The 16,348-nt window shown below is 73.7% G+C and carries 17 protein-coding genes; 4 read left to right on the top strand and 13 right to left on the bottom strand.

The features are described 5' to 3' along the window. Positions 1–54: 54 nt before the first annotated feature. Positions 55–471 carry an Rrf2 family transcriptional regulator gene (locus Cs7R123_RS21605; RefSeq protein WP_212829530.1) on the bottom strand — a complete coding sequence of 139 codons (417 nt, stop codon included), beginning with the start codon at positions 469–471 and terminating at the stop codon, positions 55–57. A gap of 232 nt (positions 472–703) precedes the next feature. On the opposite strand from Cs7R123_RS21605, the gene Cs7R123_RS21600 reads away from it, so the two are divergent. Beyond that, positions 704–2,098 carry a hypothetical protein gene (locus Cs7R123_RS21600; protein WP_212829529.1) on the top strand — a complete coding sequence of 465 codons (1,395 nt, stop codon included), beginning with the start codon at positions 704–706 and terminating at the stop codon, positions 2,096–2,098. Positions 2,099–2,142: 44 nt separating this feature from the next. On the opposite strand, the gene Cs7R123_RS21595 is transcribed toward Cs7R123_RS21600, so the two are convergent. The 9 genes from Cs7R123_RS21595 to Cs7R123_RS21555 form a co-directional block, all read right to left on the bottom strand. Beyond that, the gene (locus tag Cs7R123_RS21595; protein ID WP_212829528.1) at positions 2,143–2,577 is read right to left on the bottom strand and encodes a hypothetical protein; all 435 of its coding nucleotides are present in this window, start codon (positions 2,575–2,577) and stop codon (positions 2,143–2,145) included. Between the two features lie 97 nt (positions 2,578–2,674). Beyond that, a complete protein-coding gene (locus tag Cs7R123_RS21590) occupies positions 2,675–3,868 on the bottom strand; it encodes a PP2C family protein-serine/threonine phosphatase (protein ID WP_212829527.1) in 1,194 nt (397 codons plus the stop codon). 139 nt (positions 3,869–4,007) lie between these two features. Next, a complete protein-coding gene (locus tag Cs7R123_RS21585; RefSeq protein WP_244872446.1) occupies positions 4,008–5,228 on the bottom strand; it encodes an RNA polymerase sigma factor in 1,221 nt (406 codons plus the stop codon). Between the two features lie 59 nt (positions 5,229–5,287). Further along, on the bottom strand, positions 5,288–5,644 hold the full coding sequence (locus Cs7R123_RS21580) for a YciI family protein (protein ID WP_212829525.1): 357 nt from the start codon (positions 5,642–5,644) through the stop codon (positions 5,288–5,290). Between the two features lie 202 nt (positions 5,645–5,846). Then, complete coding sequence (locus tag Cs7R123_RS21575; protein ID WP_212829524.1) at positions 5,847–6,215, bottom strand: TraR/DksA C4-type zinc finger protein; 369 nt, start codon at positions 6,213–6,215, stop codon at positions 5,847–5,849. Positions 6,216–6,334: 119 nt separating this feature from the next. After that, positions 6,335–7,525, bottom strand: a complete 1,191-nt coding sequence (locus Cs7R123_RS21570) for a hypothetical protein (protein WP_212829523.1) — start codon at positions 7,523–7,525, stop codon at positions 6,335–6,337. Continuing rightward, positions 7,512–8,021, bottom strand: a complete 510-nt coding sequence (locus Cs7R123_RS21565; RefSeq protein WP_212829522.1) for a SigE family RNA polymerase sigma factor — start codon at positions 8,019–8,021, stop codon at positions 7,512–7,514. The genes Cs7R123_RS21570 and Cs7R123_RS21565 overlap by 14 nt, the downstream gene beginning before the upstream one ends. A 79-nt stretch (positions 8,022–8,100) precedes the next feature. After that, on the bottom strand, positions 8,101–8,607 hold the full coding sequence (locus Cs7R123_RS21560; protein WP_212829521.1) for a GNAT family N-acetyltransferase: 507 nt from the start codon (positions 8,605–8,607) through the stop codon (positions 8,101–8,103). Between the two features lie 118 nt (positions 8,608–8,725). Then, the gene (locus Cs7R123_RS21555) at positions 8,726–9,580 is read right to left on the bottom strand and encodes a hypothetical protein (protein WP_212829520.1); all 855 of its coding nucleotides are present in this window, start codon (positions 9,578–9,580) and stop codon (positions 8,726–8,728) included. A gap of 168 nt (positions 9,581–9,748) precedes the next feature. Between Cs7R123_RS21555 and Cs7R123_RS21550 the strand changes: the two genes are divergently transcribed. After that, positions 9,749–11,764: an FAD-dependent oxidoreductase gene (locus Cs7R123_RS21550; RefSeq protein ID WP_212829519.1), complete on the top strand. Its 2,016-nt coding sequence runs from the start codon at positions 9,749–9,751 to the stop codon at positions 11,762–11,764. A 9-nt stretch (positions 11,765–11,773) separates the two neighbouring features. Here Cs7R123_RS21550 and Cs7R123_RS21545 read toward each other — a convergent pair whose 3' ends face one another. Next, on the bottom strand, positions 11,774–12,289 hold the full coding sequence (locus Cs7R123_RS21545) for a hypothetical protein (protein ID WP_212829518.1): 516 nt from the start codon (positions 12,287–12,289) through the stop codon (positions 11,774–11,776). 179 nt (positions 12,290–12,468) lie between these two features. On the opposite strand from Cs7R123_RS21545, the gene Cs7R123_RS21540 reads away from it, so the two are divergent. After that, positions 12,469–13,185, top strand: a complete 717-nt coding sequence (locus Cs7R123_RS21540; RefSeq protein WP_212829517.1) for a hypothetical protein — start codon at positions 12,469–12,471, stop codon at positions 13,183–13,185. Between the two features lie 11 nt (positions 13,186–13,196). Here Cs7R123_RS21540 and Cs7R123_RS21535 read toward each other — a convergent pair whose 3' ends face one another. Together Cs7R123_RS21535 and hisD are read right to left on the bottom strand one after the other, a co-directional pair. After that, positions 13,197–13,967 (bottom strand): SDR family NAD(P)-dependent oxidoreductase, encoded by a 771-nt coding sequence (locus Cs7R123_RS21535; protein WP_212829516.1) that lies wholly within the window; start codon positions 13,965–13,967, stop codon positions 13,197–13,199. Next, entirely contained in the window at positions 13,964–15,274 is a 1,311-nt protein-coding gene (hisD, locus tag Cs7R123_RS21530; protein ID WP_212829515.1) for a histidinol dehydrogenase, read from the bottom strand. The genes Cs7R123_RS21535 and hisD overlap by 4 nt, the downstream gene beginning before the upstream one ends. Before the next feature lie 243 nt (positions 15,275–15,517). On the opposite strand from hisD, the gene Cs7R123_RS21525 reads away from it, so the two are divergent. Next, positions 15,518–16,345, top strand: a complete 828-nt coding sequence (locus tag Cs7R123_RS21525; RefSeq protein ID WP_212829514.1) for a peptidoglycan-binding protein — start codon at positions 15,518–15,520, stop codon at positions 16,343–16,345. The last annotated feature ends 3 nt before the right edge of the window (positions 16,346–16,348 follow it).

The raw sequence follows: 16,348 nt of genomic DNA, 5'->3' as shown, positions 1-16,348 counted from the left end.
CGGTGGACGTTGCTGTCGCCCACCGACGAACCCGCGGGCCGCCTCGTGCCGGCGTCAGCCGCCCGTCTCTGTCAGCTGATCCAGCAGGTCGCGCAGGCTCGTGCTGTTCAGCATGCCGCCAGCCGCCGCGTGCAGCGACCGCCAGAACAGCGGCAGCGCGCGGGCCGAGCCGACGTAGGTGATCGCGTGCGGCGGGCGGCCCCGGATGCTGCTGAGCTCGCCGCTGACGGCGCGCATGACGTCGCCGATGGAGATCAGCTCGGCGGGCCGGGCCAGGCTGTAGCCGCCGTCGTTGCCCGCCCGGCTGAGCAGGAGCTCGGCCCGGCGCAGGTCGTACAGCAGCGGGGGCAGGTAGGTCGCGGGGATGCCCTGCCGGGCGGCGAGCTGGCTGGTCGACACGTGCGCGCCACCGGCCGCGGCGATGGCCAGCATCGCCTGCACCGCGTAGTCGTGTCTGGCCGTGATGTGCACTGCCTCGCGCAATCCTGTTCGGACGGCAGGAACTATTCCTACTATTTCTATAGGTTATATGGTTGGTCGGGTCGGGCGCAATGCCGCAACCCGGACTGCGAAAGTTGTTCACCTACAACGCCGATATGAACAGTAGGGTATTGCGGTCCTGGTCGGACAGACACAGCGATCGGCAGGAGAACCTGTGCCCTCATCCGTTCCGCGCCGGCGCCCGCGCCGCACCGCACTAGCCTTGGTCCTCGGCGTGCTGGTCGCCGCCGCATCCCCCGCCGTCCCCGCGAGCGCCGGCTATCCGGAGTTCGGCCCGCCCGCCCCGCAGAACCCGGCGACCGCCCCCGCCGGAGGAGCCAGCAGCCACGGCGACAGCGCCTCGGCCAAGACCTTCGCCGAACCCGGACCGGCCGGAGCGCCGCTGACCGCCACCCGGGCCACGCTGCTGGCAGCCTGCCCGACCCTGCTGCACGGCGGCGACGGGCAACTGCTGGCCCTGTGCACCGACGTGCTCGGCCAGACCCCGGCGGTCCACCTGCTCGACCGCGGCACCGGCAACTCGCTGGCCAGGCTGTCCATCGCCAAGGGCAACCTGCTCGGCGGCGTCTACGCCTACCTCGACGACACCGACCAGGTCGTGGTCGTCGACGGCAACCGCGACCTGCTGCGCATCGCGCACAGCCGGGGCCTGTTCGGCATCTGGACCCTGCGCGTGACGCAGAAGGTGTCGCTGGCCGCCGCAGTGGCCGCCGACGACTCGGTGGTCGGCGTGCTGGCCGGCTACGACCGCCGGGTGTGGTTCATCACCGCCGCCGGCACCGTCGGGGTCTACGATCCGGCCACCGGCAGCGTGAACGCCTACCGTCTGCCCGCCGGCGAGCGCATCGCCAACAGCCTGTCCACGGTGCCCGCAGGCGTCGCCGTCACCAGCGACCACGCCCTGTACCTGTTCGCCGCCGACACCCCGGGCATCCCGGTGCTGCGCTGGCGCCAGGCGTACGACCGCGGCCCGGCCCGCAAGCCCGGCCAGCTCAGCTGGGGCAGCGGAGCCACCCCCGTCTTCTTCGGACCAGCGACCGGCACCGAGTACGTGGCGATCACCGACAACGCGTCTCCCCACATGAACCTGCTCGTCCTGCGCGCCGCCGACGGCACGGTGCTCTGCACGCGGCCGCTGTTCACCGGCAAGCCCGCCAGCGGCACCGAGAACGCGCCCGTGGCCGCCGGCCGCAGCGTGTTCCTCACCAACTCCTACGGTTACGACTACCCGGCCCTGCCCGACGACGCGGGCCCGAGCGTGCCCGAGGACGCCCCGTTCACCGGCGGCCTGACCCGCGTCGACGTCCGCGCCGACGGCACCGGCTGCGACGTGGTGTGGGAGACGGGCACCCGCTCGGCGGCGCTGCCCCGGCTGTCGACCGCCGACGGCAGGCTGTACACCGCGGTCCAGGACGGCCTGCTGGGCGACCTCGACCCGTTCTACTTCGCCGCCGTCGACGCCCGCACCGGGGCCGTGTCCGACCAGCTGCTGCTGGGCTCGGCCCTGGTCAACCCGCTTCAGACCGCGGGCACGTCCCGCAACGGGGTGTACTACCAGGGCACCGTCACCGGTGTCGTACGCATCGCCCGTCAATAGGGCGACGGCAGGCGTCCCGCCTCCGGACGGGGCGCCTGCCGGGATCAGCCCTCGGGCAGCGAACGGCCGGCGGGCACGAACAACAGCTCGCCGGGCTCGCTGGGGTGCAGCACCTGCTGCCAGCGCGCCTGCTGCTCGGGGCGCGGCATCCAGTCGGCGAAGGGCAGGTACCAGCACCGCCAGACGATCCGCAAGGCCAGGAACAGGCCGTAGAAGGGGATGAGCAGCAGCACGATGTCCCGCCACCGGTAGCCGACCCGCGTCGCGGGAACCCAGACCGCGAATCCGAGCAGCACCAGCGTGATCCGGGCGGCGGCCACACCGTCGGCCCGCACCGACAGCGCGTACAGCAGCAGGACCGCGACCTGATGGGCGACCACCAGCAGTGCCGCAGTCGTGACGGCCGTAAGCGCGACGCGCCACCCCCACGACCTGGGCCGCCTGCCCTCGGGCCTGGCGTTCGGCGAGGTCCTGACCATGAGTCCTCCTGCTCGGCTGCGGCCCGCAGGGTAACAACGCCCGGCATCCCGCCATCCGCCACCGATTCCCGCCCTGGGCACGCTCCACGGACGAGGGTCACAGCCGGACCCGGCGGGAGGCCTCGACCGACCATTCGACGAGCATCAGCGTCGCGTCGTCCCGGGGCGGCCCGACCTGGAACTGGGCCAGCTGCCTCGCCAGCTGCCGCAGGGTCTCCGGGGCCGGCAGCTCTGCCAGCTGCGCCCGCTCGGCGAGGTCGGCCAGCCGTTCCACCCCGAACGGCGTCCCGTCGCCGTCCCTTGCCTCGGTCACCCCGTCGGTGTAGAGCAGCAGCCGGTCACCGGGCTCCAGCGAATCCTCCCCGACCTCGCGGCGTGCGTCGCCCAGGCCGAGGGGCAGGCGTCGGCCGCCGTCAAGCTCACCGACGGTCCGGCTGCGCCGCAGCAGCAGCGGCGACGGGTGCCCGGCGTTGACGAAACGCAGCTCACCGCTGTCGGTGTCCAGCTCGCAGAACAGCCCCGTCACGAACGCGTCCCGGCCGAACTGCTCGGTCAGCGCCAGCTCAGCCTGGTCGACCATGCCGAGCAGGTCGGCCCCCCACCGCCGGGCCGCCCGGATCGCGCCCAGCGCCGTCACGGACATGACCGCGGCGGGCAGCCCCCGGCCGACCGCGTCCAGGACGAGGAACCGTACCCGAGGACCGTCGAGGGAGTAGTCGAACACATCGCCGCCGATGTCGTACCGCGGCTCCAGGATCGCGCTGACGACCACGCTCTCGGAGGCGAACGTCAGCGGCGGCAGCGTCGACCAGACCATCTCCCCGGCCACGGTCATGGGCTGGGTGCGCCGCAGCTGGCGCAGGGTGTCGCCGTAGGGCATCTTCACCGCGAACAGGTGCCCGGCGAGGTTGACGTAGGTCTCGCACCACTCCTGCGCCGCCGCGGGTCCACCCTCGTCCGCCACCAGCTCGACGACGCCGAGGCGCTCGGTGCCGTCCACGAGCGGGATCCAGCTGCGCTGGGGCGGTCCCCGGTCGGCGTGCTGCGTGGCGATCGCGGTGTATGCCCGGCCGGCGAGGCTGGTGTCGATGCTCAGCGAGGGCCCCAGCGGCTTGCCGCGTTCCGGCATCGGGCGCAGGCAGCGCTGCTCCACGTCGGCCAGGTAGCAGGTCGCCTGCATGCCCAGCGGCCGAAGTGCCGCGTTCACGCACTCGGCGACCTGCTCCGGCCGCGCGTGCTGGACGAGCTGCAGCAGATCGATGACGGCGGCGTGCCACGGGTCGTAACGCATACGGATCAGTCCGGCGGAGTGAAGGTCGGTTTGTCCATGATCAGGCAGTACCCGTCCACGCGGCGGGCCACACCTACCGCGAGCGGCGAGCTGGTGCACGCTGGCCGGGCCGGGCCGGGCCGGGCCGCGGCAGGCGGGGTCACCGAGCCTGGCCGTCGGCCAGACTCGCGAGCCGGCCGGCCAGGAAGGTCCGCTCGGCGTCGTTGGCGGTGAGGGCCAGGGCCCGGTGGTACGCCTCGCGCGCCTGCGCGCCGCGCCCGAGCCGGCTGAGCAGGTCCGCCTGCACCGCCGGCAGGTACTGGTAGTTCGCCAGGCCAGGGTCCGCCGACAGCCGCTCGACCTCGGCGAGGGCGGCCTCAGGCCCGGCGACCATGGCCAGCGGCACGGCCCGGTTCAGCGCGACGACGGGGGAGGGCCACACCCGCAGCAGCGCGTCGTACAGCTGCACGAGTTGCGGCCAGTCGGTCGCGTCATAGGTGGGCGCCTCGGCGTACAGCGCCGCGATCGCCGCCTGGAGCACGTAACGGCCGGGCGGCCCGGCGCGCAGCCCGGCCACGATCAGGTCGTGTGCCCGGGCGACGGCGGCGCGGTCCCAGCGGGCGCGGTCCTGGTCCTGTAGGCGCACGAGCCTGCCGTCAGCGTCGGTCCGGGTGGCGCTGCGGGCGTGGGTGACCAGCAGCAGGGCCAGCAGCCCGCGCACCTCGGGCTCGTCGGGCATCAGCTCGTGCAGCATCCGCGCCAGGTGCAGGGCGCGCTCGACCAGGTCGGCGCGCACCAGGTCCACGCCGGACGGTGCGGTGTGCCCGGTGGTGAACAGCAGGTGGACCACCGCGAGCACCGGCCGCAGCCGATCGGGCAGTTCGGCCGGCCGCGGCACCCGGTACGGGATACGCGCGCCGGAGATCTTCTTCTTCGCCCTGGTGATCCGGGCCGCCATGGTCGGCTCCGACACCAGGAACGCCCGCGCCACGTCGGCGGTGGGCACCCCGCACACCAGCCGCAGCGTCAGCGCGATCTGCGCCTCCTGCGCCAGCGCCGGATGGCAGCAGGTGAAGATCAGCCGCAGCCGGTCGTCGGGCACCCCGCCGTCCGGGTCCTCCTCGTCGCTGAACAGCCGTTCCATCGCCGCGTCCGCGACCGCCTCCTCGGGCTCCACCAGCAGCGGCAGCTTCGCCCGGAACGTCTGCTCGCGCCGGACGGCGTCCGTGGCGCGCCGCTTGGCCGCCGTGGTCAGCCACGCCGCCGGGTTGGCGGGCACGCCGTCGCGGGCCCAGCTCAGCACCGCGGCGGCGTACGCCTCCTGCACGCATTCCTCGGCCAGGTCCAGGTCACCGGCCACGCGCGCCGTCGCGGCGAGCACCAGGGCCCAGTCGCGGCGGTGCGCGTCGACGATGGCCGCCTCGACGGCCGCCCCCCGGTTCATCGGGCGGGCGGCGCCACGGGGCCACCGCCGGCGACCGGCCGGACCTCGACTCCGCCGCCCATCTGGCAGGCCGGGTTGAGCCGCGCGATCGCCAGGGCGGCGTCCAGGTCGGGCGCCTCCAGGATGTAGAAGCCCGCCACGACCTCCTTGGCGTCCACGAACGGGCCGTCGGTGACGACGTCGCCGCGGATCGAGGTCGCCAGGTCGCGCGGGGTCAGCGCGTACGCCGCGCGCACCGCGCCGGAGCGCTCCAGCTCCTCGGCGTGCCGGTCGTGCGGTGCGGTGTCCTCGGCGGTGGCGTCGGCGCTGTGGGCGGAGTCGCCGGCGTAGATCAGGACCGCGTACTGGGCCATGTCGGGGCTGCCTTCCTGCTTCGTGTTCTCGGTCGGTACGCCTGTACGTCGAACGGCCCGCGCGAATTCGACAGACTGTACGGCAGAACTTTCCGCAGGACTCGGCACGAGCATCCCGACCGCGCCGCGAAGCCAGCGGAGGACCCGCCGCGTGTCGCGGGGGTCCTCCATGTGCCGGCCGGGTCGCGGCGGTGCCGCAGGGTCAGCGGTTGCGGCCGGCGGTGCCCTGGCAGGGGACGCAGTGGGTCGCCCACGGCATGATCTCCAGGCGGCCCGGCGGGATCTGGCCGCCGCAGGACTCGCAGGTCCCGAGGGTGCCCGCGCTCCAGCGCTCCAGCGCCGCCTCCAGCCGCTGCAACTGCTCCCGCAACGCGGCCGACACCAGCTCCTGCTGCGCGCTCTCGGAGATGAGCAGGCCGGCGTCGGCGACATCGCCCGGACCCTGCAACGTCACGTGGAGCTCGGCGCGGGCCAGCGCCTCCAGGCGGACCTGCTCGACCGCTTCCTCATAACGCTGCTGCAGCAGGCGGCCGATGTCGTCCATGGACGGGCTGCTCGCCAACACCGTCATCTCTGGCTCCTCACGTGTACGCGTTCGACTGGGGAATCCCCTTCGGGTGACTGTTAAACGCCGAAGTGCCGAAAGGGGTTCGGGTCCCCGGCGGACCGATCCGCCGGGGACCCGCCGCGTCACAGGCGCAGCTCGGTCCAGGTGGTGCCGTCGACCGAGTGCAGGATCTTCGCCTTGGCCGGATCCCGGTCGGTGATGCGCACGTACCGGCCGCCGTACCGCTGCATCGGGACCGCCTGCGGCGCCGGGGTGAACGCCGTGCCCGTCGCGCTCACCTCGAACTGCGCGGAGTGCTCGTAGTCGAACACCAGCAGGCTGCCGTCGAAGCGGACGACCGCGCCGAGCCCGAAGTCCTGCGTGCGTTTCTGTAGTCGCAGGGTCAGCGGCTGCCAGTGCACGCCGTCGTCGGTGGTCCGCCACGCGCGGCCGCCTACGGCGTCGAGGGCGTACACGATGCCGCCCTGGTCGGGCAGGACCGAGTCCGCGCTGCCGAACCCGCCGCCGCCCAGCCCGCCGGGCAGGGGGACCTGGTGCCAGTGGCGGCCGCGGTCGCGGCTGGCCCACAACCAGGTATGGGTGTCGTCGCCGCCGTACACCCAGGCGCTGCCGTCGGCGCCGAAACGCACGTCGGCGAGCAGGCTGATCATCGGTGTCGGCGGCGGCGTGGCCAGCATGGCGGAGGTGCCGTCGGGCCGGAGCACCACGATGTCGATGTCGGCACCGGCGTTGGACTGCACGAAGGCCAGCCCGCCGACCGGGATCTCGTCGACCGTGCCCTGCGGGGCGACCGGAGGCTGGGTCCAGGTGCGCCCTGCGTCTGCGGTGAACCAGCGGCGGGTGCCGTCGTAGTTGTCGAGCGCGACGTGCTGCCCGTCGAGCGCGTGCAGGTTCAGCGGCGGCCCGAGCGCCGGTCCGGGGTAGGTCATCTCCGGGACGGGATGGGTGGACCAGGTCGCGCCGCCGTCGGCGGTGGCGGCCAGCGCGGCCTGGCAGGTGCCGTCGAAGCAGGACGCGGCCAGCGCGAACCCGTGGTCGGCGTCGGGGAACGCCAGCGTGGGCGGGTCCATGGCCAGCTGGGCCGAGCGGGTGGGGCTGGGCAGGGCGGGGTCGGGCGCGCCGGTCGGCCGCAGCCCCCAGACGACGCCCGCGACAGTGGCGAGCACCGCGACCGCGCCCAGCGCCGCCGTGACGGCGATCCGGTTGCGGCGCCGCCGCCGGTGCACCCGGGCCAACATGGTGTCGGCACCGGCGCCGGGCAGGCCGGACAGGCGGCCGACCTCCTCGCGCAGGGCCTGCTCAAGATCGTGCATGGGTCTCACCTCCCACACCTTCCGGGGCGAGCTGCTGGCGCAGCGCGGCCAGGCCGCGGGCACGCAGTGAGCGCACCGTGGCGGGCCGCCGGTTCAGCAGGGTCGCCAGCTGGTCATCGGACAGGTCGTCCAGGAACCCGAGCACCAGCACCGCCCGCTGGTCGCGGGGCAGCCGTCCCAGCGCGCGCCGCAGCAGGTCGCGGGCGTCGACGCCCGCGTACGCGTCGGGCCCCGGCCGGTCGTCGACCAGCGGAACCAGTTCCGGCCTGCGTCGCCTGGTCCGCCAGGCGCTCAGGTATGTGTTGAGCATCGCCGTCTTCGCGTACGCGACGGGATTGCCGTCGCCGTGCACACGCCGCCACGCTCCGGCGACCTTGACCAGGGTGTCCTGGATCAGGTCGTCGCCTGGCCCGACCGCACCGGTCAGGGCGTAGGCGTATCGCCTGAGCGTGGGCAGCGCGGCACGTACGAACTCGTCGAACGAATGATCGGGCACCGATCGCCACCTCCCACCCATGAAGTACGCGCGGTGCCGCCGTCCTGTTGCATCCCGGGCGCGCGTATTTCGGCGCGGGTCAGCACAGGTCCTCGGCGAGCAGGTCCATCAGCAGCCCGTCGTGCCAGCTGCCGTCGGGACCCCGCTCGTAGCGCCGCATCACGCCGACCGGCCGGAAGCCGACCTTCGCGTAGCAGGCGATCGCGGCGGTGTTGTCCGCGGCCGGGTCGATGACCAGCCGGTGGTGGCCCCGTTCGGCGATCAGGTGCCGGGCCAGCGTACGCACCGCGTCGGAGCCGAGGCCGCGCCCGTGCACCGCCGGGTCGAGGTAGAGGTCCATGCCCGCGTGGCGGTACATGGCGTCGCTCTCCTCGTGCCACTGGATCGCGCCGACGACGCGGCCGCCGTGCTCGATCGCCAGCAGCTCGACGTCGGGATCGGTGAGGTCGTCGGCGATCTCGGCGGCCAGGTCGCCGCCCTGCCAGCGGGCGTGGACCTCCGGCGTGGACCGGATCGCGACCAGCGCGTCCACGTCGCCGGGTCCGGCCGGTCGCAGCGTCACGCGGTCGCCGTGCAGCGTCGTCATGCCGCCACGGTACGGCCCGCACGCGCCCAGATCATCAGAGTTGCCGGGCAGTCGGGCGTGTTTCGGGCACTCTTACGCCCGACTGCCCGGCAACTTGCCCACGCTCGGGCACTCGGCCTCAGAGGTAGCGCGGGACGATCTGGTAGCCGGGCAGGGACGTCGCGCAGACGGCCAGCAGGGCCACGGTGCGGGTGGCGGTGCCGTTGTTGCGCATGGCGGTCAGGAACAACCCGAAGCCGCCCGCGTCGCCGGGTGCGCTCTCCTGCGTCACGACCTGGTAGTTCGCGCCGCTGGAGTCGATCACCTGGCCGCCGCCGCCCAGCACCGCCTTGCCCGCAGGGCAGTTGGCCGTCGTACGCAGGAACCCGCCCGCGGCGACGGACACGTCGCGGCGGACGACCTCATAGCCGGTCGGCGGGTTGGCGCAGACGGCGAAGAAGCCGATGGTGTGCGCGACCGAGTCGTTGTTGCTCACCGCGGTCCGCCACAGCTTCAGGGCGCCGGCCATGGCCGAGTCGGGGCCGGTCTCCTGGATGACGGTGCGGAAGTCGGCGCTGCCCGAACCGACGACCTGGGCGCCGCCCCCGAGGACGACCTTGCCGGACGGGCACACCGCGTACGTGCGCAGGAACCCGCCCGCGGTGACGACCGCGTCCTTGCGGACGACCTCGTAGCCGGACGGCGCGGTGGCGCACACGGCGTACAGGCCGATGGTGTGCGCGGTCGAGTCGTTGTTGCGGGCGGCGATCAGCCACAGCGATCCGCTGGGCGACGACTCCTGTAGCACGGTGCGGAAGTCGCGGCTTCCCTCCCCGGCCACCTGCGTGCCGCCGGCGACGGCGACCTTGCCGGTGGGGCAGGCCACCGTGGCGCGGGTGAACCCGCCCGGTGCCACCGAGGCGTGCGCGGGGGCGGCCGGGATGAGTACGGCCAGCGCTGCGGCTGCGGCTGCGGCCAGGATTCGACGTGTCACGAAGTTCCTCCATATATCTCGATGGAGCGATTTCATGGGCGACCGTACGGCCCTCCGGCAACGGCTGCGCGACCGGGGTTGACATCGATCGGGGTGAGCGCCGATTCTTGGGGGCCGGGTGCGGCGGCGCGCTCCTGTCCTGGTCTGCTGTCGAGCTGGAGCCGTCTGATGCCGTACACCCGCCGCCATGTCCTGCGCCTGGGCGCCGCGACCCTGACCGTCACCACGGCCTCGGGTCTGGCCGTGCCCGCCCTCGCCGCGACCGTCGTCACCGCCGACCTGGTGGTCTACGGTGCGACCTCGGCGGGCATCGCCGCGGCGGTGACCGCGCGGCGGCTGGGCCGCACCGCGCTGATCGTCGAGCCGGGCACGCATGTCGGCGGCCTGTCCACCGGCGGTCTCGGCATGACCGACAGCGGGGTCACCGCGGCGATCGGCGGTCTGGCCGCCGAGTTCTACCGGCGGGTGTACGCGAAGTACCAAGGCACCTCGGTCACCGCGACCTCGCCGACCCGGTTCACGTTCGAACCGCATGTCGCCGCGGCGGTCTTCGACGACCTGCTGGCCGAGGCGGGCGTGCCGGTCTACCTCGGCGCCCAGCTGACCGCCGTCACCAGGGCGGGCACCCGGATCACGGAGCTGGCCTGCGACAACGGGCAGGTGTTCCGGGCCCCGATGTACGTCGACGCCACCTATGAAGGCGACCTGATGGCCGCCGCGGGCGTCGCCTGGACCGTGGGCCGGGAGGCCAACAGCGTCTACGGCGAGACCATCGACGGGGTGCAGCTGCGCGGCGGGCACCAGTACAACCGGTTCGTCGACCCGTACGTCACCGCGGGCAGTCCCGCCAGTGGGCTGTTGCCGGGCATCTCGGCGGCCCCGCTCGCGCCCGCGGGCAGCGGCGACGACCGGATCCAGGCGTACAACTTCCGGATGTGCCTGACCCAGGCCGCCGACCGGGTCCCGTTCGCCAGGCCGAGCGGCTACGACCCGGTCCGGTACGAGCCGCTGGCCCGCTACGTGCAGGCCGGCTACACCGGGCCGTTCTTCACGACGCACGCGGTCGGTGGCGGCAAGACCGACTCCAACAACGACGGTGCGTTCTCGACCGACTTCATCGGCGCCAACTACGCCTACCCGACGGCATCCTATGCGGCGCGGGGCGGCATGGTCGCCGACCATCGCACGTACCAGCAGGGCCTGATGTGGTTCCTGGCCAACGATCCGCGCGTGCCCGCCTCGATCCGCGCCGCCACGGCGTCCTGGGGCCTGGCCGCCGACGAGTTCACGGGCAACGGCGGCTGGCCCACCCAGCTGTACGTCCGCGAGGCCAGGCGGATGGTGTCGGCGTACGTGATGACCGAAGCGGACTGCCGGGGCGGGCGGGCCGCCGCGGACTCGGTCGGGCTGGCCAGCTACACCATGGACTCTCATAACTGCCAGCGCGTCGTGGTGTCCGGCGCGCTGAAGAACGAGGGCGACGTGCAGATCGGTGTGCCGCAGCCGTACCCGATCAGCTACCGGGCCATCGTCCCGGCCGCGTCGCAGTGCGAGAACCTGCTGGTCCCGGTCTGCCTGTCGGCCAGCCACATCGCCTACGGCTCGATCCGGATGGAACCGGTGTTCATGATCCTGGGCCAGTCCGCCGCCACTGCGGCGCATCTGGCGATCACGGCCGGGTCGGCGGTGCAGCAGGTGCCGGTCGCGATGCTGCAGGCCCGGCTGCGCGCCGACGGGCAGCTGCTGACCTGGCCGCCGACCGCTTCTGGCGAGATCATCGTCGACAGCTCGACCTCGGCCGGGGTGACCCGGGCGGGGGTATGGCTGAAGTCCACCTCCATCAGCGGGTACTGGGGCCCCGACTATGAGCACGATGACAACGCGAATAAGGGCGTCAACCGCCTGCGGTTCACGCCGGCGATCCCGACTGCGGGCGCCTACCAGGTGTTCCTGCGCTGGACCTCGCACGCCAACCGGGCGAGCAACGTGCCCGTCGACGTATGCGCGGGCGGCACGGTCACCACCCGGACCGTCGACCAGCGCGGCGGGGGCGGCCAGTGGGTGTCGCTGGGCACGTTCACGCTGCCCGCCGGGTCGTCGCCGTCCGGCGCGAGTGTCCTGATCCGCACCGAGTCCACCGACGGCTACGTCGTCGCCGACGCGGCCCGCTTCCTGCCGGTGTGAGCGGCGGCCTCAGGCGTGCGGCGGGGCCAGCACATGGCCTGCCTTGTCCCGGCAGACCGTGTCCGGCCTGCGCGCCGTCGCGGCGTGCAGGACCGACCGCAGCGCGGCCTCGGTGCGCGCGGAGACGATCACGGCAGGCTCGTCGGACTGCCAGTTCAGCCGGACGAACCTGGCCGACAGCGGCTCGGGCCAGATCGCGTCCGGATGCTCGTACGGCGCACCGACCGGCAGGCCCGTGGCCTCGGCGAGCTCCGCTGCGGACCAGCCGGTCAGCCCGGCCGTGTGCACCCGCATGTGCAGCCCGTCCGCCGGACCGGGGTAGGCGGCCAGGGAGGGCGCCATCGGCAGCACGACGTCGAGATCCGGTTCCAGCCAGATCGCGCCGTCGGCGTCGCGCCACCGTACCGACAGCACTTCGCAGCCGAGGAACTCCAGCTCGGTCCGGTCCGGGTCGCCGGGCCGGCCCACGTTCCACACGTCCGGAATCGGCGTCGCGGCCGGATTCGTCGCGGGGTGGTCGGTCATGCGGTCTCCTCGGGCGGCCGGGCTGTCGCCACGTTGGACGGTGCTGCGGACATGACGATGGGGCGCGCGGACGGCGACGGCAAGGCGGCGCGCCGCAGGCACTCATGGATCGATATACGACAGTTGCGGCAGCGGCCTGTCGCGGTGCGGGGCACGGGCTGCGGCGGCATCATCGAGTCGTGAGCCGCCCTGGACAGCCTGTCGCCGTCGATGTCGCCGAGCAGCTCGACTACTACCTGGTCTACGCGAACAGCCGGGCGCGCGGGCGCGGCCTGCCGCCCGAGGGACTGGTGCTGGAGGAGTTCGTGCTGCGGCCCGACGGCACCACGTCGGGACTGGACAGTGCGGGCTGGACCGGCACCGGTGCGGCCTGGTGGACGGCGGCGGCGTTCAGCCGGGGGCTGCGGGCCGACGTCCGGTTGCGGACGCGGGTGGCCGTGGTCGGCCGTACGGGTGCGCAGGCGGCGTACCGGCTGCTCGGCGGCGGGGAGCTGCCCGCCGAGCCGCAGCTGCGGCGCCACTTCCTGGACCGGTGGGAGCTGCCGGTCTCGCCGGTGCCCGTCCAGGCCACCGGCGAGGACCGGGTCTACCGGGTGCTGTTCGCGGGCGAGTTCGCGGGAGACGGACTGCGGGCGCTGCGCGGCGGCTGGCGGATGCCGCCCTTCGACCGCGCCGACGACGCCGCGCACGGGGTGGCGGGGCGGACCCGGCGGACCGTCGACGGGCAGGCGGTGTCCTGGACGCTGCGGCGCGTCGACCCCGACGCGGCCTGGGCGGTCGACGCGGCCGTGGCCCGCCAGGCCGCGTCGACCAGCGCCGCCGAGCTGCTGCACCGGCTGCGCACCGAGGTCCGCGACCAGGGTCTGATCCCGGCCGGGGTCACCCGGCTGCGCTGAGCGCGGGCGCCTCAGCGTCCGATCATCCCGGCGGACAGGTCGATGTCTGCCCCGGTGAGGCCGGGCATGCGCAGCATCGCCACGACGGCCGCGCCCACCTCGGTCTCGGTGACCATCCGGCCCAGCGCCGACCGTGACACGAACGCCTCCTCGGCCTGTGCGTAGCTGGTCCCGGTGCGCTCGGCCTCCAGCCGGAAGTTGCGGTGCATCCGGGGGCCGTCGACCGGCCCGGGGGACAGGCAGTTGACGCTGATCCCGTACGGCCCGACCTCGTGCGCCAGGGTGAACGTCAGCCCGAGCACGGCCATCTTCGACGCGGTGTACGGGGTGCGGCGGGTCAGGGGCCGCTTGCCGCTGACCGACGCCAGGTTGACGACGTCGCCGCCGCGCCGCTCGATCATCGGCGGCAGGAACTCCCGGCACATGAGGTAGACGCCGCGCACGTTGACGGCGAACACCTCGTCCCACTCTTCCGGCCGCACCCGCACGAGCTCGCGCACCGGCCCGGCGATGCCCGCGTTGTTGACCAGGATGGACACCTGTTCGTCGGCCAGCTCGGCGCCCAGGGCGGCGACCTGCTCGGGCTCGGCGGTGTCGCAGACGGCCACGCGTGCGCCGCCCGGGGCGTCCGCCAGCTCCTGCGCGACGGCGTGCAGGGTGGCGTGGGTGCGGCCGACCAGGAGCACCCGCACTCCCGCCGCCGCCAGGGCGTGCGCGGTCGCCCGGCCCAGTCCGTTGCCGCCGCCGGTGACCAGGGCGGTGCGGCCCGCGAGGCCGGTCACGGCCGGGTCCACCGGTGGTCGGACCAGGCGAGTTCGTCGCCGCCGTACTTGGCCGCGCGGACGTCGCCGGAGCGGGCGTGGCCCTCGAACAGCTCGACCCGGCTGGCCCGCCCGCACAGCCTGCCCAGTTCCACACTGGCCGCCGGTTCGAGCACCTCCTGATAGGTGACCGTCTTGAGGTAGCGGCCCACCCACAGCCCGCCCGTGTAGCGGGCGCCCTGCCGGGTCGGCAGCGTGTGGTTGGTGCCGATCACCTTGTCGCCGTAGGACACGCACGTCGCCTCGCCGAGGAACAGCGCGCCGTAGTTGCGCATCCGGTCCAGGGCCTGCCGCGGCTCGCGGGTCAGCACCTGCACGTGCTCGCACGCGAACCCGTCGGCGACCGCGTACGCCTCGGCCAGGTCGGCCACGACGAGGACCTGGCCGTGGTCGCGCCACGCGGGGCCGGCGAAGTCGCGGGTCGGCATCGTCGGCAGCAGCTGCTCGACGTGGGCGATCACCTGCTCGCCCAGCGGCCGCGAGGTGGTGATGAGGATGGCGGGGGAGTCCGGGCCGTGTTCGGCCTGGCTCAGCAGGTCGACCGCGACCACGAACGGGTCGGCGGCGTCGTCGGCGATGATCAGGATCTCGGTGGGCCCGGCCAGCAGATCGATGCCGACCTCGCCGAACAGCTGCCGCTTGGCCTCGGCCACGTACGCGTTGCCGGGTCCGGAGATCATGGCGACCGGGGCGAGGGTCTCGGTGCCCAGGGCCAGGGCGGCGACGGCCTGGACGCCGCCGAGCAGGTAGATCTCGTCCGCACCGGCCAGATGCATCGCGGCCACGGTCGCGGCGGGCACCTGCCCGCGGATCGGCGGCGTGCACGCGGCCACGCGCTCCACTCCGGCGACCTTGGCGGTGACGATGGTCATGTGGGCCGAGGCGACCAGGGGGTATCGGCCGCCCGGGATGTAGGCCCCGGCCGCCGCCACCGGGATGCTGCGCTGGCCGAGCCGGACACCGGGCGAGGTCTCGACCTCGAAGTCGTGCAGCGACCGGCGCTGGTGCTCGGCGAAGGCGCGCACGTTGGCCTGCGCCGTACGGATGTCGTCGAGCACCTGGGCCGGCACACCGGCGACGATGCGGTCGACCTCGTCGGGCGCCAGCCGGAACCGGTCCGGGCTCCACGAGTCGAACCGCGCCGACAGTTCCCGCACCGCCTGATCGCCGCGCTGCCGCACGTCGGCGATGATCGCGGCCACGGTCTCGCGCACCCCTGCCGGTGTGCTCGCCGAGACCGGTGGGGCCGTCTTGAGGTGGATGGGCACGTCCTGCCTCCGATCGCCGCGGGCTGCCGCGCACCGCCGGGCGCCGAGCGTAGCAGTTTGGAAACGCTGTTTCCATACCGCGTACTCGGCGCGGTGGCCCATGAGCCGCGCCCCCGGCCCCGCCGGCCGGGGCCGCGGTGCTGTAGCGACCTTGTACCGCTCGTGTAGTGCCCTGCCCTACGGTCGTGCCGACATCGACACAGGCGGCTCCGATCAGGACGCCGCCGTATTCTGGGAGGCGCGATGCCCACGAGGAGAGCCCTGGCCGCGGCCGCACTGGCCGGTGCGCTGGCGGCGGCGAGCGGGGCGGTGCCGGTGCACGCCGCGCTGCCGACCGTCGACATGGAGGCGGTCGTCAAGGCGGCGCAGATCGACCCCCGGCGGGCCGACACCGCGATCACCCCGGGCAGCCGCGACAGCGTGCTGCTGGTGGAGCGGGCGCTGCGAGACCTCGGCCTGCTCGCCGCGGCCTACGTCGACGGGCACTTCGGCACCAAGACGATCGACGCCTACGCCGCCTACCAGCGGTCGCTGGGATACACCGGGCTCGACGCGACCGGCCTGCCGGGGCCGACCTCGCTGCGGCTGCTCGGCGACCAGCGGTACACGGTGATCCGGTCCATCTCGCCCGGGGCGCGCTCGACCTTCCGGGGCGTGCCCGTCAACGCCCGCACCAAGGCCATGGTGCTGGAGGCCGAGCGGCTGCTCGGGTTCACGCTGAGCTTCGACCAGGGGTCGTACAGTCCGGGCAACGATCCGACGTCGGCGGGCACCCACGACGGCGGGGGCGCGCTGGACGTCTCGGTCACCGGGATGACCGCCGCGGTGCGGACCACCGTGGCCAGGAGGCTGCGGCAGGTCGGCTTCGCCGCCTGGGTGCGGACCCCGTCTCAGGGCGACTGGCCGTACCACATCCACGCGATCGCACTGGCCGACACCGACCTGTCGGCTCCGGCCCGCAACCAGGCCGGGGACTACTACCTGGGCTTCAACGGGCTCGCCAACCACGCGCCCGACGACGGCCCGGTGGTCGACCCGAAGGTGACCTGGGAGGAGTACCAGCGGGCGTGACCG

This window comes from Catellatospora sp. TT07R-123, assembly GCF_018327705.1.
GTDB lineage: Bacteria > Actinomycetota > Actinomycetes > Mycobacteriales > Micromonosporaceae > Catellatospora.
The sequence above is the reverse complement of the archived record's forward strand: the minus strand, read 5'-3'. Positions and strand labels throughout refer to the sequence as shown.